The 18665-nt window shown below is 62.2% G+C and carries 16 protein-coding genes; 8 read left to right on the top strand and 8 right to left on the bottom strand.

The window, feature by feature from the left end; genetic code table 11:
- Positions 1–22: 22 nt before the first annotated feature.
- Together P3T43_RS31095 and P3T43_RS31100 are read right to left on the bottom strand one after the other, a co-directional pair.
- The gene (locus P3T43_RS31095; protein WP_429284836.1) at positions 23–457 is read right to left on the bottom strand and encodes a CHRD domain-containing protein; all 435 of its coding nucleotides are present in this window, start codon (positions 455–457) and stop codon (positions 23–25) included.
- A 178-nt stretch (positions 458–635) separates the two neighbouring features.
- Positions 636–1757 carry a porin gene (locus P3T43_RS31100; RefSeq protein ID WP_429284837.1) on the bottom strand — a complete coding sequence of 374 codons (1122 nt, stop codon included), beginning with the start codon at positions 1755–1757 and terminating at the stop codon, positions 636–638.
- 494 nt (positions 1758–2251) lie between these two features.
- Between P3T43_RS31100 and P3T43_RS31105 the strand changes: the two genes are divergently transcribed.
- The gene (locus P3T43_RS31105) at positions 2252–3169 is read left to right on the top strand and encodes a LysR substrate-binding domain-containing protein (RefSeq protein WP_429284866.1); all 918 of its coding nucleotides are present in this window, start codon (positions 2252–2254) and stop codon (positions 3167–3169) included.
- A 129-nt stretch (positions 3170–3298) separates the two neighbouring features.
- Here the strand turns inward: P3T43_RS31105 and P3T43_RS31110 are convergent, their stop codons facing one another.
- The 6 genes from P3T43_RS31110 to P3T43_RS31135 all read right to left on the bottom strand — a co-directional run bounded on the left by P3T43_RS31110 (position 3299) and on the right by P3T43_RS31135 (position 11892).
- Positions 3299–7105: an ATP-binding protein gene (locus tag P3T43_RS31110; RefSeq protein ID WP_429284838.1), complete on the bottom strand. Its 3807-nt coding sequence runs from the start codon at positions 7103–7105 to the stop codon at positions 3299–3301.
- A gap of 15 nt (positions 7106–7120) precedes the next feature.
- Positions 7121–7873 (bottom strand): aquaporin Z, encoded by a 753-nt coding sequence (gene aqpZ / locus P3T43_RS31115; RefSeq protein WP_429284839.1) that lies wholly within the window; start codon positions 7871–7873, stop codon positions 7121–7123.
- Between the two features lie 239 nt (positions 7874–8112).
- Positions 8113–8757 (bottom strand): response regulator, encoded by a 645-nt coding sequence (locus tag P3T43_RS31120; protein WP_429284840.1) that lies wholly within the window; start codon positions 8755–8757, stop codon positions 8113–8115.
- Positions 8758–8882: 125 nt separating this feature from the next.
- Complete coding sequence (locus tag P3T43_RS31125) at positions 8883–9563, bottom strand: response regulator (protein ID WP_429284841.1); 681 nt, start codon at positions 9561–9563, stop codon at positions 8883–8885.
- A gap of 164 nt (positions 9564–9727) precedes the next feature.
- Entirely contained in the window at positions 9728–10378 is a 651-nt protein-coding gene (locus P3T43_RS31130) for a response regulator (RefSeq protein ID WP_429284842.1), read from the bottom strand.
- Positions 10379–10599: 221 nt separating this feature from the next.
- Positions 10600–11892 carry an MFS transporter gene (locus tag P3T43_RS31135; RefSeq protein ID WP_429284843.1) on the bottom strand — a complete coding sequence of 431 codons (1293 nt, stop codon included), beginning with the start codon at positions 11890–11892 and terminating at the stop codon, positions 10600–10602.
- A 97-nt stretch (positions 11893–11989) separates the two neighbouring features.
- Between P3T43_RS31135 and P3T43_RS31140 the strand changes: the two genes are divergently transcribed.
- The 7 genes from P3T43_RS31140 (at position 11990) to P3T43_RS31170 (ending at position 18636) form a co-directional block, all read left to right on the top strand.
- Positions 11990–12892: a LysR family transcriptional regulator gene (locus P3T43_RS31140; protein ID WP_429284844.1), complete on the top strand. Its 903-nt coding sequence runs from the start codon at positions 11990–11992 to the stop codon at positions 12890–12892.
- Between the two features lie 439 nt (positions 12893–13331).
- Positions 13332–14051, top strand: a complete 720-nt coding sequence (locus P3T43_RS31145) for a c-type cytochrome (protein ID WP_429284867.1) — start codon at positions 13332–13334, stop codon at positions 14049–14051.
- A complete protein-coding gene (locus tag P3T43_RS31150; protein ID WP_429284845.1) occupies positions 14048–15364 on the top strand; it encodes a c-type cytochrome in 1317 nt (438 codons plus the stop codon). The genes P3T43_RS31145 and P3T43_RS31150 overlap by 4 nt, the downstream gene beginning before the upstream one ends.
- A 99-nt stretch (positions 15365–15463) precedes the next feature.
- Entirely contained in the window at positions 15464–15640 is a 177-nt protein-coding gene (locus tag P3T43_RS31155; RefSeq protein ID WP_429284846.1) for a hypothetical protein, read from the top strand.
- Positions 15641–15642: 2 nt separating this feature from the next.
- Positions 15643–16215 carry a cytochrome C oxidase subunit II gene (locus P3T43_RS31160; RefSeq protein WP_429284847.1) on the top strand — a complete coding sequence of 191 codons (573 nt, stop codon included), beginning with the start codon at positions 15643–15645 and terminating at the stop codon, positions 16213–16215.
- Entirely contained in the window at positions 16202–17827 is a 1626-nt protein-coding gene (locus tag P3T43_RS31165; RefSeq protein ID WP_429284848.1) for a b(o/a)3-type cytochrome-c oxidase subunit 1, read from the top strand. Before P3T43_RS31160 ends, P3T43_RS31165 begins: the two co-directional genes overlap by 14 nt.
- The gene (locus tag P3T43_RS31170) at positions 17824–18636 is read left to right on the top strand and encodes a c-type cytochrome (RefSeq protein ID WP_429284849.1); all 813 of its coding nucleotides are present in this window, start codon (positions 17824–17826) and stop codon (positions 18634–18636) included. The genes P3T43_RS31165 and P3T43_RS31170 overlap by 4 nt, the downstream gene beginning before the upstream one ends.
- Positions 18637–18665 lie beyond the last annotated feature (29 nt).

An 18665-nucleotide genomic window follows, 5' to 3' on the forward strand; every position in this document is an offset into this window, starting at 1 on the left:
ATCCCTCTCCCAGCCGCGTCCGTCAGTTGGAAGGCAACACCTGACCGCGGATCTCGCCCATGGGGTTCTGCGCGGTGTGGATGTTGAAATACCATTGGCCGGCCATCAGGTCAGTCACCTGCTGCTCCGTCAACGTGGCCGAACCCTTGATTGGGCTAGCGAGCGCGCCCTTCTCAATCGGAATCTGGATCTTGGCGTTCTGGCCCACCGGTGCCGGCCCATGAAAATGAGCCGCGGTAGTGGCGCTGGAGAGACTCTCGTACGTGATCGTCCACTGCAACGCCTTGGTCGAAGTATCGAACGTGGCGTTCACCATGCCGTGCCCGTGACTCACACGCGGGGGCACCTCGCTCGACGGCTCAAGGTCCGCCTTGAGCGCCACCGTATCAGCGAAGGCGATCCCTGACGCGAGCGCCCACAACACAACGCCCAGACTCAGTTCGCGAATAGCAATCATATTTTCTCCGGACTTGGTGCACCGCCGCACCTATGGATAGGCTGCGTACAGGGCCACCACATACTAGAGCAATTTCCCTCGCTGATGTCTGGCCGACTCGATCGGTCATCTCACGGTCCTGTCGAGCCAGTAAAAAAGGCACCGCGAACGGTGCCTTTCATGATCTCGCCGTGACCGGTTAGAAGCGGTGACGGATACCCGTGCTCACCACCACCTGATTCCGGCCGGACGCCGGCGCCTCAGTGCCGAACACCTGCGTGTCCAGCGCATTGCCGTTCGCACCGAGGTGCACGGCACCCTCGGCATAAACGTCCGTGCGACGCGACAGCGCGTAGTCGGTCTGCAGACCGAACTGGTTCCAGTGATTCGAACCGTTCGCGGTTTCAGGGGTACGCAGCACGCCTTGCGAGTATGTGTAGGCCGCACCCAGAGCCAATGCCGGCGTCAGGTTATAGCGTGCATTGACTTCGTAGTTGTTAAAGCGCAGCGAGCCGCCGCCCAGCGCGAACTCGTAGCGCGTTTGCGTGAACACCGCGCCGACCACAGCGGGCCCGAACGTGTAGCTGCCGCCGGCACCCCACGTACGCTGCTTCTGCGTGGTACCGGTCGAGCCGAAGTCCGGCGTGCCGTCCTGGATCGCACCGTTCGCGCTGCGGTCGAGGCCCTGTGCCTGCAGATAACCCGCGGCCAGCTTGAGACCACTGTTCGCATACCCTGCGCCCACGCTATACGCGCGGTCGTTAGCGAAACCGCCGGCCTGATTCGAGAAGCCGTACAAACCGCTAAACGACAGACCATCGTAGTTCGCGCTCTGATACTTCACAGCGTTGTTGATACGCACGGAGTTGTTCGCGTTGTCGTTGTCACCGGGATGAGCGAAGAACGTGCCGCCCCAGCTTCCGGTTGCCGTCAGCGGACCGAGGTAGTCGACCACGGAGTCGTACTGACGACCCAGCGTCAGCGTGCCGTACGGACTGGAAAGACCGACAAAAGCCTGGCGATTGAAGCTGCGGCCGCTCACATCTGGCTTGCCGTTCGCGATGTTGAAGCCGCTTTCGAGGGTGAAGACCCCTGCAAGCCCGTTGCCCAGATCTTCTTTGCCGCGCAGGCCCCAACGGCTGCCATCCACGTTGCCGCTCGTCAGTGCATACAACGGCTTGTGGCCACCGTTTGCGTTGACTTCGTTGTTCACATAGGTAAAGCCCGCGTCGACGACGCCATACAACGTCACACTGCTTTGTGCGTAGGCCGCACTGGTGAAGCTCGCGGCCACAGCCGCGAGAATCAGCGTCTTTTTCATGTTGCTCCCTAAATACCGTGTGATTTGAGCCGTCAGACTCATTTGATTAACCGCGAAACAGCAGTCCGGGCGTGGGTGACATCACCACGCGGGCCTTCACCGGACACTGGTTTGATCCGCAACGCAAAGTGTAGGTGCGCGACTTTCGCGACGGTCGCGCCATTCACACAAAAGAGTTTTTGAATAATTTAAAAACAGCGACGTCATCGGGCTGTACGCCTTGATTTTCAAGGCCATTTCGCATCCCGCCATATAGTTAGCTTTGCTTATCTATTTAAAGCGTTGCCGGGCCACCACAATGTGTGGGTAAAAGTATCTGAGGGAGCATTCAGATCAGTCTCACGCCTGAACAGGCCAACAATGGCTAACATAAGGCATCCAGAGTTTTTCGATTCCCCGCACACCTATCGCAGCACGCGGCATTGCGCTCCGCTTACGCTCGTCTCCGCTCGCTCTCGTTTAAACCGTAATTGAAGATGAACCATTTGCAGGCCATGCGCGTCTTTCTGAAAGTCGCGGAAAATGGTTCGTTCGGACGTGCCGCAGCGAGTCTGGATTTGTCCAACGCAGTCGTGACGCGCTATGTCGCGTTGCTGGAGACGCACCTCAGCACCCGTCTTGTCAACCGGACCACGCGCAGCGTGTCCCTGACCGAAGCCGGACTGGCTTATGCCGAAGGTTGCAGAAAAACCCTCGATCAGCTCGATGCGATGGAGTCGAGCATTTCAGAAAGTGCGGCCAATCCGGCAGGTACGCTGAAGCTGGTAGCAGTGGCGTCCTTCTCGCTATTTGGGCTTACGCCCTTGTTGCAGCGATACCGGGTGCAGCATCCCAAGGTGAACCTGTCAGTGACACTGCTTCACCGGCCAGTCGACCTGATCGAAGAAGGGTTCGACGTCGGCATCCTGGTGCCGGGACAGGTGAGTACTGGCACATTGATCAAACGTTCGCTCTTCAAGGTCCGCGCAATAGCGGTCGCCTCACGCGGCTATCTCGGCGCACACGGCGTGCCGATGACGCCAGCGAACCTCGCCGCGCACACGTTCCTTGCGCCCTCGGCGAATCTGCACAACTCAGAATGGAATTTTGTTGCCGAAGATGGCCGCGAGGAAATAGTGACGCTCGAACCTGCATATTCAGTCAACAATGCGGTCATGCTGCGTCAGGCGGCGCTCGCCGATATGGGTGTGACGATTCTTCCTGAAAACCACGTCGCCGCGGATTTGTCGAATGGAACGCTCGTGCGAGTACTCGCCAGTTACGAGATCAAAGGGGCTGACAAGGAAGTGTCGCTCGTCTACCCCAGCCGGCGGCACGTTTCGGCCAAAACCCGATCGTTCGTCGATTTCACGGTCGACTACTTCCGGACAGAAGCCGTGTCGTCACTTTCCACAAAATTTCAAAATACTTAATTGCGGAATTTGCACTGAATCGAACCGCACTGGGGCGCTATGCTTCGGACAGCGAGAAGTGACTCCTTCATCGAAGGATGTCTCCAATCTTTAACGCGGCTTCGGCCGCGTTTTTTTTTGCCCAGTTAGTCAGGCGAGTAGCGCAGCCTGCTCTTCGATCCCATCAAGCATGGCGTGGCATTTTCTGGCGAGCGCGAGACCGTCCGCACGAAGCGCGTCGGGTGTCTTGACGGTCATGCCGGCGCGGTATTGCTCCAGCACGGCGAGAAGCGGCGGATACTGCAGCACGCCAACCGCGCCCGCCACCCGGTGATGCCAGTCGCGCAACTGCGCAACATTCGCGTCATCCAGCAAGGGCGGCAACGCCCGGACGTCGTCCCGCACAGACGTCACAAATGAATCCAGGAGTGCCTTCACGGTCGACTCACTTCCCCATAGTTGCGTCATGTGATCCAGATCCACCGGAACGAACGCCGTAACCGACTCCAGTCCGTGCGCTTCGGCAGCGGGCACGGCGCTGATCGGCTCGGTCGACATCGCTGCCTGGCGCGTCCCGTCTGCGCCAAACCAGTGACTCAGATGCTCGCGCAAAGTGGACAGACGGGTGGGCTTGACGAGGCAGTTGTCCATGCCGGCGTCGCGGCACTGGCTCAAATCCTCCGGCGCGGTGTTGGCCGTGATGCCGAGGATTGGCAGGCGTGGCGTGCTTGCAGGTTGTGTCGCAACTTCACGCACTCGACGCGTCAACTCGTAGCCCGACAGGTTCGGCATATGACAATCGGTGATAAGGCAGCCGTAGCTCGTCTGCTGAAGCGCGGCGAGCGCTTCGGCGCCGTCGTTCACGACGTCACACGCGAATCCGAGCAGCGTCAGTTGATGACGGATCAGCTCCTGATTCACCGGATGGTCCTCCGCTACCAAGATCAAACGACCGCTGGCGATAGCCCGTTCCCGGTCTGGCGGAGCCGAACCGGCTTCGGCAAGAATACGTGAACGAGGTGGGTGAGCCGGCAAGCCGGTCAAGGCCGCCGCGCATGCCGCACCCAGTCCACGCCAGGAAATGGGATTAATACTGACGCGCACGACGTCTTCGAGAATGCGGTAACCCGTTGGCTTGGGCTTTTCCGTCAGGCAAATCACACGCGACCTGAGACGCGCGGCGCATGGTATCTCGATCCCCTCGCTAAGAAAAATCAGGTCGGCGTCGGCCAGCACTGCTGGATCGCTCCATTCCGCCGTACCGAGTCCCACCCTGCGAAATTCGATCCCAAGCGCCTGGCCAAAATGTACCAGCGCCTGAGCGACATGGGCGTCAGCTACAGCGACGACGCCGCGCTTACCGCGCAGACCACTTACCTGATAGCTTCGCGTCTCGATGGGCATCGCGAGTCGCACGGTCATGCGGGTTCCAATGCCCGGCGTGCTCTGCAACTCGAGAACACCGCCCATCAGCGCGATCAGCTTGCGGCAAATGGTCAGACCGAGCCCGGTGCCGCCGAAGCGTCGTGTTGTCGACGATTCGGCCTGCACGAACGGCTCGAACAAACGCGCCTGCACATCAGGCGCGATGCCGATACCGGTGTCTTCGACCGTCATCTCGAGCGTCTGTGTTGCATGGCTCTGCTCGGCTACCGCGACTCGTACGTTGACCTCGCCAGCCGCGGTGAACTTGATCGCATTGCCGAACAGATTGAAGAGAATCTGCCGGAGGCGCACGCTGTCGCCCCGCAAGCTCGCCGCAACCTCCGGTTCAATATCCACGCGCACTTTCAGTCCCTTCTCATGCGCGCGGCCGGCAAGCAGACCAACGGCGTTGTCGACCAGTTCGCGCAGGTCGATCGGCTCCGCTTCGATTGCGAGCCGTCCGGCTTCGATCTTCGAGTAGTCGAGCAGGTCGTCCAGAATCTGCAGCAAGGCACCGGCGGACTCGTGAATCATGCCGAGCATTTCGCCCTGGTCGGCATTCAGACGAGTGCGCTCCAGTACCTCCACGAGCCCAAGCACCCCGTTCATGGGCGTGCGGATTTCGTGGCTCATCATTGCGAGGAAGTCGTCCTTGGCCCTTGATGCGGCTTCGGCGACATCGCGGGCACGTGCCAGTTCTTCGGCGCGGGCGTGTTCGGCGCTGGCGTCGACCCAATAACCGCTCCAAACGACACTCCCGGCCGATTCCCGGCGCGGAACCAGTTCCGCCCGCACCCATTTCAGACCCTCAGTTGCCAGGAAGCGAAACTCCAGATGAATCGGAGTTTCCATGCGGGCCGACCGCTCGAGCTCGGACAGTACCCGCGGCCGGTCTTCCTCCCAGATACGCTCGAAGTCGATTGCCCCGTGACCGGTGAACGCGCTGCTAATGCCTCCCAGCAAGTGCTGCGCGTCGCCCCCAATATAGGGAAACGAGTACCGCCCGTGCGAATCGCGCCGCAACTGAAATACGACCGCCGGCAGTGAGCGCGTCACATCGAATAGGCGCCGCTCGTTCTCACGGGCAAGCATCTCGGCACGCCGGATGTCCGTGATGTCAACCATCGTCCCCATCACACACGAGGGCTTGCCGTCGACGCCATGGCAAAGCCGGGTCCAGAACAGACCATGTCGCCCTTCGCCATTGGCGTCCACGAACTCGAGTTCGAGCTGGACGCGCTCGCCAGTTTTGAGCATTTCACGTGTCGCACTCTCGAGTTTGCGGCTATTCTCGCGCCCCCATGCCTGCACCTCTTCGCTGGTCAGTCCCATCACCTGCTCGCGCCATAAGCCCGAACACTCCTCGTAGGCGCGATTGATGGCGATGTAACGTCCCTCTAGGTCCTTGGCCACGAGCGGATACGGCACCGTTTCCATCATCGTTTGCTGAAAGTTGAGCTGCGCGGCCAGCTCCCACTCGGTCTGCTTGCGCAGACGTACCTCGCGCTGCAACAGTAAATAGGCCCGCAGCGTTACCGCCAGCACGACGCAGGCGGCGATCAGCAACGGCAGCAGGCGTATCGCCGTCACGCTCCAGGCGCCACCCTCGCCCGGAGTCCCCGTCACCGGTTTCTGACCAATGCGCGGTTTCTCTGCGGGCGGCACCGCCCGTTGCTGGCGATTTGTGGACTGGAGGGTTGGCGAATTCAGGCTTGCGTCGAGCCAGCGTGCACGGATGGCCGTCTCGTCCGTGGAATACATCGCTGCCAGCGCTCGGTCGAGCCGGTCGCGCAGCGCCCCTCGGTCCCGCGAAACGGCGAACCGCAATTCGCTGGGCTTGGCCGTATTCTCGAAGGCGATGCGCAAACCACGAAACGCCTCGTTCGAGAGCGCGTGTTGAACCGCGGGCGTGAACCCCAGGTAGGCATCTGCGTCGCCCTGCGCGACGGCCCGCAACGCCGAGCCGGTGTCGGCGAACAGCACGATCTCCGCGCGCGGAAAGCGCTCACGCAGTGAACGCTCGAGCGCGAATCCTGTTTCGATTGCGAGGCGTCCGTTGACCAACTGTGCGGGACCGCTAACGGCATGGTTGTCGGCTTTTACAACCACGGACGTCGATGCCCGGAAATACGGCGCCGTGAAGCTGAGCGTGTGCTCCCGCTCCGGGGTCCGTGCCACGCTCATCAAAAGGTCGACCCTGCCGGCCGCAACGGCCGCAAGGAGCTGCGGCATGTCGGGAAAGGTTGCGGGTTCAATTACGACGTCCGGACCGACGAGCGCGCGCAGGTAGTCGGCGCTCAATCCAGTCAGGCGGCCGTCCACGACTTCTTCAAAGGGCGCCCATCCGCCCGCGAGCGTGCCGACCACGAGCGTCGCCGGAAACTTCGCGGCGACATCTGGCGCAGGGGTTGCCGCAAACGCGAACTGCGTCCCGAGCAACATGAGCAGAACGACGACGCTTTGAATAAAACGTCGTACTCCTGCATGCAGGTGACGGATACCCGGAATGGTCATGATGGAGGCGTGGGCCATGTCGCGGAACGCCGTTCAGACGGCTTGACCGTGTCTCGCCGTTGCAGCGCAGTGGCTTGCACGCGGCTTGCCCCACAGCAGCGCGTGCAGGACGCCCGCAGCAATGGCACCCGCCAGTGGCGCGGCCCAGAAGAGCCACAGTTGGTCGAGAGCCCAGTCGCCAACGAACAATGCTGGACCGGTAGAGCGAGCCGGATTCACCCCACCGTTGGTAACCGGCAGCGCGACGAGATAAATGAGCGCAAGGCAGCCGCCCTTGACCAAAGGCGCAACCGAACGCGAGACGCTTCTGCGTGACATCAACAGATTGGCCGTCACCAGCGCAAACGACATGGTCAGTTCGATCGCCACCGCGGAGTGAAGCCGATAATCAGAAGGCGAGTGGTCACCAAAACCGTTCGCACCGAACTCACTGGCGGCAAGATCGAACCCAGGCCGTCCGCTCGCCACGTAGGTGAGCAGTGCGGCACCGGCGACCGCGCCCAGGATTTGAGCGGCAATGTACGGCACCAGATCGCGAATCGGGAAGCGGTTGGCAACGGCGAATCCGACCGTCACCACGGGGTTGAAGTGCGCGCCAGAGACGCGCTCAAGTGCGTATGTGGCCGTAGCGAGCGCGAGACCGAAAGCAAGTGCCACCTCCAGCACGCCATAACCTGGCCCAGGCGAGGGCGCCGTTGCGTTCAGAACGATGCTGCCGCACCCCACGAACACCAGCCACGCCGTGCCAGCACCCTCTACTACCAGTCGCTTACCCAAGCTAATCACTGCGCCCCTCCCAGTTCGGGTCACACGGTGCAAAGGGGCGCACGATGCGCCGGCCCGCTGCCATGCAGATTTCATGATTGAATTTGCATGCCGAAGCGTTTATTCGCGAAAGGTGCAGCAACCACCGATCAACCGCATGCCATCGGAAAGTATGAGACGGCGGCGACGCCACACTAATCAGACGAGTCCGAAATCAGCGAAGATGCCCGACAGATAGGAAGAACATTTCTCGCACACGCTCAGGTCAGTCCTAATTGCTGTGCGTATTTGATCAGCGCAGTGTCGGAATCCAATCCTAGTTTTCGCATCGCACTACGCTTTTGCGTGCTGATTGTCTTACCGCTGCGGTCGAGTCTCACTGCAATCTCGCTGATCGTCATACCTTGTATGTATAGACAGAACACCTCCCACTCCCGGGCACTCAGCACACCCGCAAGCGGGGGTGGGAAAGAATCCATTTCGTCGAAGGCCGACTGCACGCACGCTGACAGATAGCGACGCCCCGCCACCGCAGCATCGATCGCGTCGGCGAGCGCCTCGACGGTATCGCGCTTGTCGACAATGGCCGACACCCCCAGGTGCAATAGACCTGACAGCGTCGGAGGATGACAGATCATCGTCAGCACCACGACGCGTGGATGGGGTGGGTAGCGCAATATGCGCCGCAAGATCGGCGTGGCATTTCTCAGGCCGTCGATATCAGGCATGCCAATATCGGATACGACGACGTCGCACGCGCATGCATCGACGAGTTCAGCCAGGGCGTGCGCGTCGGACGCTTCGCCGACGATCGACACGGACGGCATGGCTTCCAGCAGATGCCGCACGCCAAGACGCACACTGCTATGGTCGTCGGCCACAATCACTCGGGTAACGGGTTTCATTCTGTTGTTGTTCTATTTTTATTAACCGGCATTCCTTGCACACCGTGCGTCCCCAGGAATTGCCCGTCATATTGCTGACCGCCGCGCCAGCTCGCCGTACGCGACGCCCCACCACATCTGCGCCCTTAGAGCGGGTCGTCCGGAAGCAAGCCGTGGTCGGCCGCAAATCTGAACAACTCGGTATCGCTCTGCAAAGCGAGTTTGCGCATCGCCTTGCATTTCTGTGCACTGATCGTCTTGACGCTGCGACCGAGCCGGTTGGCAATTTCCGTCACGCCGATGCCCGACGCGTAATGCCTGAGGACCTCCATTTCGCGGCGCGACAACAACTCGTGAACGAATGCGAGCCGTCGCGCAACGGTCGCATCCGCGAGCACCGCCCGCACCGAAGGTCCAACATAACGCTCATGGGCCAGCGCAGTGACGATTGCCACATGGATCAGGTCGATCCGGTCGCGCTTGCTCATCACCGCGTCGACCCCAAGCGAAATCAACTGCTCCAATACCTTCGGCTCCGTCTCCATGGTCAGCACCACCAGCGCCACTTTGGGGTGCCGCTTGCGGAACTGCCTGAGCGTGCCGAACGCGTCTGCTTCGACCCTTCCCGGCATGTGCAGATCGATCACGGCGAGATCATGGTCGACACGATCGGCTTCGGCAAACAACTCGGTCGAATCGCTGGCGCGCCCCACGATCTGCATGTTGGGGAAACCCGTCATCAGATTCTCGACCGCCAGCAGGACAAGCGGATGATCATCCGCGATAATCGCTCTGATCGGCGTGCTTATGTCGACGCATTCGTTCATTGTGTTGGCCCACTCGTTTGTTGGATTTGCACCGCTCTCTTACGGGGCAATTTGCCTATCGGCGAGCATCAAACATTTGCGGTTACACAAACATAAGATTGCTCCGAAATGCCCTTATGTTCACAACCTTCAAATTAATTTTACTTAGCAATCCGACATGATTGTCAGATTGCGCCATGAACCCTGACATACGCAAATAGACCTGGATCGTTGGAGACACCGAGCTTCGTCATGGCAAAGCGTTTTTGCCGGCTCACGGTACGGACATCGCGTCCGAGATCTCGTGCGATTTCAGAAATCGACTTGCCCTGCGCGAACATTTGGATCACTTCGGACTCCCGCGCCGACAGACGTTGCATCTGCAAGAGGGTGCCCGGTTCACTGCCGGGTTCGCCGAGCGCCTTGATGATCGATCGGCTGACGTGGATGCGTCCGATACTCGCGGAGCGGATTGCGGCGACCAGTTCGGCCATGGGCTCCGTCTTGTCGAGCATGCTGACGACGCCTTCGGAGGCGACCGAGCGAAGCATGGCGGCATGCGTCAAACTGGTGAGCACCACGATACGCAGCGCCGGCCAGTCATGACGGATCCGGCGAATGAGCGCCAAACCGTCCTCCGTTGTGCCGGTCACTCCGGGCATGGTCAGATCGGTGACGAGCACGTCGCAAGCAACGCGTTGCAGCAGGGCGATCAAGGCAGCGGGATGCGTGGCCTCGCCGGCGATCATGAGGTCGGTATGCGCAGAAAGTGCGCCGCGGATTCCGCGCAGAACGAACGGATGATCGTCTGCCAGGATGACTCGAAGGTTCACCATGATGATGTCTCGTTTGTTGTAGGTATTCGCGCGCCGATTGTCTCGATGGAGCGCTGTCAGGGACGCCACTCGTCGGGCCAGGCTCACGGCTTCATCACAGGGTCGAATCGGCACGCCAGGCGCCCAATAAAATCATTTACCCAATAAAAGTGAAATCGGAGCTTTCTGAATCAACCTCGTTAATATCAAGCACTTCGCTTAATCCATAAGGAATACAGAATTTATATGTGGGAATAACGGAACGCAGCGCGTGGGAAAACCGGTAATGCAATCAACGCACACACGCTGGCAACTGCCCACACCATCGGCCACGAGCCGACGGCGAGCAGTGGCGGAATCGCCAGCGGCGTCAGGAACAAGGTTAGAAACGCGAACGTATTGCCCATCGCGAGCGCGGTACCGGCCCGGCGCGTGCCCGCAAGCGTCGCGAGTTCGGTGAACGCTACGCCGTGCCAGGCTGACGCACTCACACCGCCCAGCACGACCAGTGCGGCGAACGCCGCCGTCATTGCCGCGTGGTGCGGGCCGGCCAGGTCCGTCACCACGGCAAGCAACGCAAATAGCAACGCCGTCACGAGGCTGCAGGCTCGCATATACGCTCGACGGTTGCCGCGCCGGTCGGTCCAGGCGCCGCTCCAGACGCGGGCGAACGCGGCGCCGGTTTGCACGGACGCCATCGTCGCGCTGATCAGCAGCACGCCGGCGTGGTTGAAGTCGTGCAGAAAGACCGTGCCGAACGTCAGCACCGCGAGTTGCGGGACGCACAACGCGCCGATGCCCGACGCGACCCGCCACACGCTGATATCGCGCAGCGGACCGGCGTTCGCACGAATCGTCGCGGTGTCAGCGCCGCCGTCGTTACGCGCGGCGTCCCCATGTTCGTACGCCGCCGGTTCATGCAGCCAGCACCAGGCGAAGGCCGCCGTCACGGCACAAAGCAATGCCAGCACGCCATAAACCGTGCCGAAGCCAAAGTGCGAAGCCAGCGCCGGCAACATCAACGCACCGAGACCGCCGCCGGCGGGCACCGCCGTTTGACGAATGCTCATCGCCAGTCCGCGTTCGCCCTCGCGAAACCACGCCATCACCGCGCGGCCGCTCGAACCGTTGACGCTGCCGCCCAGCAGGCCGACCAGCAACAGGCCGAGCGCCAGCATGGGCAGACCGGGAACATAGGCACCGCGCGGCACGACCCGCAGCGCCATGCCGGCGAGCGCAGCAGCGGTCGCGCCCAGGCCGAGCAGGAGAACGCGCCGGTCGCCCCATCGGTCGGTGAGCAGTCCCCACGGCAATTCGCTGACGGCGATGCCGAGTCCGAGCATTCCGAGCACCAGGCCAAGGCCGCCGTTGCCAACGTGATAACCGCCGCGCAGGAATACCGCCGTGGTCGGGATGCCGGAGAACGCCGCCGAAAAGCTGGCGTTGGCTGCAAAGCCCACGCCCAGGATCTTCCACCTGTGCCTGTCGCCGCGCGGGCGGCCACCTCGTGCAGCGGACCAGGATGTGCCTTCCATGACGACTCCAGCAAAGATGAATTGAGGCCATCGTACGGCTGGACTAAGCATCGGAAAAGACGGAAGATCAGATCACTTCCATCGGAAACTCCGAATCATGAACTGGCGTGGATTCGATTTAGGTCAATTGCGCAGCTTTGTCGCCGTTGCCGAGGCGGGCAGCGTGTCGGCGGGCTCGGAACGGGTGTTCCTGTCGCAGTCGTCCGTCAGCGAACAGTTGAAGAAGCTTGAGGCGCGCGCGGGTCAGCCCTTGTTCGTGCGCAGCAAGCAAGGTGTGACGGCCACTCAAGCCGGCGCGCGGCTCCTCGACCATGCGCGCCGCATCCTCGCCATGAGTGAAGCCGCGTTTGAAGACCTGCAAGGCCATTCGCTCGACGGCGAATTGCGTATCGCCATCACGGACTACTATCGTCCGCACGATATCGCCCGCATTCTGAAAACGTTCTCGGAGCAATATCCGCGGCTCAAGCTGCACGTCACGGTTTTACCAAGCGCCACGATCGACGAAAGTGCAGGCGCCGACGCCGCTTTCGACATCGGTCTGTCGTTGCGCCTCGTGACGCCCGGCAGCCGCCGCCACGGCAACGGCAGCGGAACCGGCAGCGCCCGTGCGTCTGGCACCGTCGTGCGGCGCGAGAAGTTGCTGTGGGCCATCTCGGCCGAGGCGCCGCCGCATGTGAGCACGCCTTTTCCGCTGGTGTTGCTGCCTTCCACCTGCCAGTTGCAACGCTTTGTCGTCAAACGGCTCGACGAACTCAAAGTCCCTTATCTGATCGCCCATTCGGCGTCCGGTGTCGCAGGTCTGCAGCTCGCGTTGAAAGCGGGGCTCGGCATTGGCTGCCTGAACGAGTCCTCCATCGGTCCCGGCGTCGTTGCGTGTGCACCGGGCGTCGGCTTGCCTGCGCTGCCGTCGGTCGAGTTTCATCTGTTGCCCGGACGCGCCGGCGAAAGCGAACGCGTCAGCAGTGCCCGCAATGCTCTGGTACGACCGTTCAGCTGAGCGGTCTCACGTACGCGTGCGCCAGATTGACCTGCATCAGGCAGGCGCGTGAATACCAGTTTGAAAGCGCTCCCGATGCCGCCTATGATTAACCGGTGTCCGCAGAAGCGGCCCGGCAACGCCGGTTGCCGCTGGCGGCAAACGCGGGTAATCTCGCCGTACTTGATTGCCGCGATCGCCGCTCTCGTGAAGCTGCGCGACACAATCGGACGTGCAAAACCAAAGCCTTGATCGCACCCCCACTGCGAGCGGGCAACTATTCAGAAAAGTAAACATTCTGCGGTGTTATTTTGCACTGCGCATTATGTTGAACCCATCCGTTGATGGTTCCCAGTTTCGCTGTTGCGTTCTAAAGCAGGTTTGAAGGGCTGTCATGCATCGACGTTTGCGTGCATGAAAAATATGCGTGACCCACGCGTTCACCCCGACGAGGCTTGGCGTGCATTGCAGAACTATCGGATCGTCCATTCTGTTTGTCGTGTGCAGCGTGTGGGCGTGCACGACGCTCGCCGCCGCCGGTGATGCAGGCTCGTCCATGCCATCGGCCATGGACGAGCGCGTACGCGCCTGCACCTCCTGTCACGGCGTGCAGGGCCAGGGGCTCAACAACGACTACTTCCCGCGCATCGCCGGCAAACCCGCTGACTACCTGTTCAACCAGTTGTCTTCGTTTCGCGACGGCGGTCGCACCTATCCGCCCATGGGCTATCTGATTGCCTTCCTGCCCGACGATTATCTGCGCAAGATCAGCCAGTACTTCGCGGATCTGCAGCCGGCCTATCCGAACGCCGACACCGGCAGCGTTTCGCCCGCCGTGCTCGCGTACGGCGAACGGCTGGTCACGCACGGCGACCCCGCCCGCAAGCTGCCCGCTTGCGCGGCCTGCCACGGTGCACGGCTGACCGGCACGCAGCCCGGCATCCCCGGCCTGCTCGGTCTGCACGCCAGCTATATTGCCGGGCAGATGGGAACGTGGCGCTCAGGGACACGGCATGCCATCGCACCCGATTGCATGCATTCGATTGCCGTGAAACTGACTGACAAGGACATCACCGCCGTTTCGAGCTGGCTGGCCCGCCAGCCGCGACCTGACGATCCGCGACCCGCGCCGGTAAGCGTCGCTGCGTTGCCGTTGGCATGCGGGAGTCAACCGCAATGAGGCCGAACCTGTTTCGCTGCGTGGTCGTGCTGGCGCTAGGCGCCGCGCTGATGTCATCGACGCCCGCCGCGTTCGCCCAAACCGACACGGCAGCCAGCGCGTCAGCGGCGGCGACGACAACGGCAACACCGGTAGCCGCAGCGCCCGACACCCACCCCGACATCGTCAAGCGCGGTGAATATCTCGCCCGCGCCGGCGACTGCATTGCCTGCCACACCGCGCCGCGCGGCAAGATGTTCGGCGGCGGCCTCGCCATGGAGACGCCGTTTGGCACGCTCTATTCGCCGAACATCAGTCCGGACGCGCAGTACGGCATCGGTGCCTGGAGCGCGGACGCGTTCTTTCACATGATGCGCACCGGCATCACTCCGGACGGCAAACTGCTCTACCCGGCCATGCCCATCGCGCAATACACCAAGGTCACCCGCGAGGACTCCGATGCAATCTTCGCGTATCTGCGCTCTGTGCCACCCGTGCGCGAACCCAGCCACCCGCAGGCGCTGAAATTCCCCTTCAACCAGCGCAAGCTGCTGCTCGGCTGGCGCACGCTGTATTTCCGCGAAGGCGAATATAAGCCTGACCCTACGCGCTCGGTCGAATGGAATCGTGGCGCCTACCTGGTGGAAGGCCTCGGTCACTGCACGTTATGTCACACGAAGATCAACCTGCTCGGCGGCTCGTCGCGGCGCGACCAGTTCGCCGGTGGACTGATCCCGGTACAGAACTGGTACGCCCCGTCGCTCACCTCCGACAAGGACGGCGGCCTTGGCGACTGGAGCGTGAAGGACGTCGTCGATCTGCTGCAGGCCGGGATCTCCGATCGCGGCGCCGTATACGGTCCGATGGCCGAGGTCACCTATCACAGCCTGCAGTACATGACCGACGACGACATCAAGGCCATGGCCGCCTATCTGAAGACACTGCCGGACAACGACCCCGGCCGCAAGAGCGGACCGTCCGCGCCGACCAACACCCGCGTGTTCGAACTCGGCGGCCAGATCTACGCGAACAAATGCGCGCTGTGTCACGGCCAGAATGGCGAAGGTCACGTGCAGCATTACCCTCCGCTCGCGCGCAACCAGTCGATTGAAATGAATTCGGCCGTCAATCCGATCCGGATCGTCCTGAACGGCGGTTTTCCGCCGGGGACGCAACGCAATCCCGAACCGTACGGGATGCCGCCGTTCGGCCAGGAACTGAGCGACACGGACGCGGCTGCCGTGGTGACCTACATTCGCACTGCGTGGGGCAATCATGGCGCGCCCGTGACGGATCGTGAGGTCAACGAACTGCGCAAGGCGCCGCTGCATTGAGCCATGCGCGTGACCATGCGTGGGGTCATGCACCCGGCCAGCCACGCGCCGGCGTAAGCCTTTCCAGACGTTGTAGCCGTTGTAGCGCAGAGGGGTCAAATGGAAGACAAGGACAACCTGAACGCCGCGCCGCCCTCCGATGAGGAGATCGAACGCGTGGTGGCGGCCGGACCGCACGGCGCGATAGCGGTAGCCGGTGTTGCCACCCTGGTCGTGATGGCGATCTGGGTCGGCTTCTATCTGTTCGTGTTTTTGCCGCGCGGGGTCGTTCACTGATCATGGCCACTCCTTCTCCTGAGGATCCGGATAGCGGCCATGCGGTCGCGCTGCGCGCCGAACGGCGCTGGGCGATCTTCGCGTCGGGGCTGATCCTGTTCATGCTGGTCGTGGTCGTGTTTTCGGGCCTGCATTGGGCCATGATGCCGCCGTCGCGCGTCGAAACCGTCGATCCCACCCGCCTGCAACTCTCCGGCGAATTCGTCGAGGACAACCTGGGTTCCGCAGTCGAAGCGGACGGCTCGGTCGTCGTACGCTTCATCGCGCAGCAGTATTCGTTCACGCCGCAATGCCTGCTGGTCCCCACCGACACGCCGGTCACTTTCCGCACCACCAGCGCGGACGTCGTGCATGGGCTGCTGGTGACGGACACCAACATCAACACGATGGTCGTGCCTGGCTACATCTCGACGCTCGCCACGAGCTTCGCGCATCCTGGCGATCATCTGATGCCCTGTCATGAATTCTGCGGTCTGGGTCATCAGACCATGTGGGCGCACGTGAAGGTGATCGACAAGGCCGCCTTCCTCGAGCAGGCACGACAATCAAGGAGGCTGAGCTGTGTTTCTCGCTAAGCGACTCGTTCTCGCGCACTTCTGGCTCGCCTTCATTACGTTTCTGCTGGCGCTCTTTCTCGGCTCGTGGCAGATGCTGGTGCGCAGCCCGTTGCTGCCTTGGGTGGGCAATCCCGAGCACTACTATCGTTCGGTGACGGCGCACGGCACGGTGATGGGCTACGTGATGCCGACGCTCGTCGCGATGGGCTTCGGCTATGCCATCGTCGAACTCGCGCTGCGCCAGCCGCTGGTGGGACTCAAATGGGCATGGGCCGCGTTCTTCGTGCTGGCAGTGGGCGCGGTCGTCGCGATGGTGCCGGTGTCGATGGGCCAGGCGTCGGTGCTCTACACGTTCTATCCGCCGCTGATCGGCAGTGCGCTCTATTACATCGGCGTCGTGCTGGTGGTGGTGGGCTCGTGGATCTGGGTCGCGCTCATGCATGTGAACCTGCGCGTCTGGAAGCGGGGCAATCCCGGCAAGCCCGTGCCGCTGGCGATGTTCGCCAACGTGGCGGGCGCCTATCTGTGGGCATGGACCGCCGTCGGCGCGGCCGTGGAAATCCTGCTGCAGATCCTGCCGGTTGCGTTTGGCTGGACCCATACCGTCGATGCCGGCCTCTCGCGCGTGCTGTTCTCGTGGACGCTGCATGCCATCGTCTACTTCTGGCTCGTGCCTGCCTACATCGCTTACTACACGATCGTGCCGGGCGCGATCGGCGGGCGCCTGTACAGCGATTCGATGGCGCGCGTGTCGTTCATCATGTTCCTGATTTTCGCCATGCCGATCGGCATTCACCATCTGTTCGCGGATCCGCAGGTGGGCGCAGGGTTCAAGTTCCTGCACGCGGTTTTCACGGGGATGGTGTCGGTGCCGACGCTGCTCACCGTGTTCACGATCTGCGCGTCGGTGGAAATCGCCGGACGTCTGCGCGGCGGTAAAGGCGCGTTCGGCTGGCTGAGCGCGCTGCCGTGGCGTAATCCGATGATGCTGGTGCTGGCGTTCTCCTTCGTGATGCTGGGTCTGGGCGGCGCGGGTGGCCTGATCAACATGAGCTATCAGTTGAATTCGACCATCCATAACACGCAGTGGGTCACCGGCCATTTCCATCTGATCTTCGGCGGCGCGATCGTGATCATGTATTTCGCCATCGCCTATGAACTGTGGCCGCAGCTGACGGGACGCGCGTTGTGTTCGCTGAGTCTGGTGCGCACGCAACTGTGGCTGTGGTTCATCGGCATGATGGTCGTGACGCTGCCGTGGCACTACGTGGGACTGCTCGGCGCGCCACGGCGCATGGCCTATTACGACTACAGCGCGCCCGGTATCGATCAGCAGGCCATCTGGGTGGCGATGTCGGCGTTCGGCGGATTCCTGCTGGTGATCTCCGGCGTGCTGTTCGTCTACATTCTGGCGAAATCGCAGTTCGGGCCGCCCGCGCCGCCAAAGGAATTCCGCTTCAGTCTCGCCATCCATCCGGTCGATCACGTCCCCGCCGCGCTGAACAGCTTCGGGTTGTGGGTCACGCTGATGATCGCGCTGACGGTCGTCAACTACAGCGTGCCGATCGTGCAGTTATTGCGGCTGCCGCAGACCTCCGTGCCGGCGGTCGCCGTCGGAGCCCAGCGATGAATCAGGAACCCGTCTTCAGCGTCAGCAACCCATGGTTCGTGAGAAGCGTGGGCGGCATACTCGCGCTCGCGGTGATTGCCATCCTGATCGGCTTTATCTGGCTACCGTCGGTCAACGGCGATTTCAGCGGACGCGGCTTGTGGGCGACCATCTGCAGCGCGGCAGGGACGCCGTCGAGCTGGTACGGCGGCGGCACCAATGTCGCGGGTCCGGCGCCGAGCGAGGTGGTGGTATTGCCGCCGCCGCGCCGTGTGAGCGCCGATCCGGTTTCCATCGGCCGCGGAGCGACCATCGCGACGCAGAACTGTTCGATGTGTCACGGCGTGCTCGGCACCGTGCAGGTCACGGCTCCGGCGCTCGCCGGTCAGTACGCGGATGTGATCTACAAGGAGCTGCGCGATTATCAGAGCGGGATGCGCACGAGTGCCATCATGCAGCCGATCATCCGCAACCGCAGCGATCAGGACCTGCACGATCTGGCCGCGTATTACGCCTCGCTGACGCGCGCCGCGCCGGCCGAACCCGGCGCGACCGACTCGGCTCAATATGCCGACGCGGTCAGGCTGGCCATGCAAGGCGACCCGATGCGCAACATCGCGCCGTGCGCCGCGTGTCACGGCCAGCTCGATCGCAAGGGCGCCGCACCCTGGCTTGGCGGCCAGTCGTCGATCTATCTGGCCACGCAACTGCAGCACTTCGCGAGCGGTGAACGTCGCAACGACATCGACGAGCAGATGCGCAACGTGGCGCGGCATCTGACGCAGCAGGAAATTGACGGGCTGGCGAAGTACTACGCGGCGCAGCCTTGATGGCGAAACCCTTCGGGCGGCGTGAGCAC

Origin of the sequence: Paraburkholderia sp. GAS41 (assembly GCF_050436545.1) — a bacterium.
GTDB lineage: Bacteria > Pseudomonadota > Gammaproteobacteria > Burkholderiales > Burkholderiaceae > Paraburkholderia.

Coding starts and splice junctions, on each gene's coding strand:
- P3T43_RS31095 (WP_429284836.1), bottom strand. CDS start 457: ATGATTGCTATTCGCGAACTGAGTCTGGGCGTTGTGTTGTGGGCGCTC.
- P3T43_RS31100 (WP_429284837.1), bottom strand. CDS start 1,757: ATGAAAAAGACGCTGATTCTCGCGGCTGTGGCCGCGAGCTTCACCAGT.
- P3T43_RS31105 (WP_429284866.1), top strand. CDS start 2,252: ATGCGCGTCTTTCTGAAAGTCGCGGAAAATGGTTCGTTCGGACGTGCC.
- P3T43_RS31110 (WP_429284838.1), bottom strand. CDS start 7,105: ATGGCCCACGCCTCCATCATGACCATTCCGGGTATCCGTCACCTGCAT.
- P3T43_RS31120 (WP_429284840.1), bottom strand. CDS start 8,757: ATGAAACCCGTTACCCGAGTGATTGTGGCCGACGACCATAGCAGTGTG.
- P3T43_RS31125 (WP_429284841.1), bottom strand. CDS start 9,563: ATGAACGAATGCGTCGACATAAGCACGCCGATCAGAGCGATTATCGCG.
- P3T43_RS31130 (WP_429284842.1), bottom strand. CDS start 10,378: ATGGTGAACCTTCGAGTCATCCTGGCAGACGATCATCCGTTCGTTCTG.
- P3T43_RS31135 (WP_429284843.1), bottom strand. CDS start 11,892: ATGGAAGGCACATCCTGGTCCGCTGCACGAGGTGGCCGCCCGCGCGGC.
- P3T43_RS31140 (WP_429284844.1), top strand. CDS start 11,990: ATGAACTGGCGTGGATTCGATTTAGGTCAATTGCGCAGCTTTGTCGCC.
- P3T43_RS31150 (WP_429284845.1), top strand. CDS start 14,048: ATGAGGCCGAACCTGTTTCGCTGCGTGGTCGTGCTGGCGCTAGGCGCC.
- P3T43_RS31155 (WP_429284846.1), top strand. CDS start 15,464: ATGGAAGACAAGGACAACCTGAACGCCGCGCCGCCCTCCGATGAGGAG.
- P3T43_RS31160 (WP_429284847.1), top strand. CDS start 15,643: ATGGCCACTCCTTCTCCTGAGGATCCGGATAGCGGCCATGCGGTCGCG.
- P3T43_RS31170 (WP_429284849.1), top strand. CDS start 17,824: ATGAATCAGGAACCCGTCTTCAGCGTCAGCAACCCATGGTTCGTGAGA.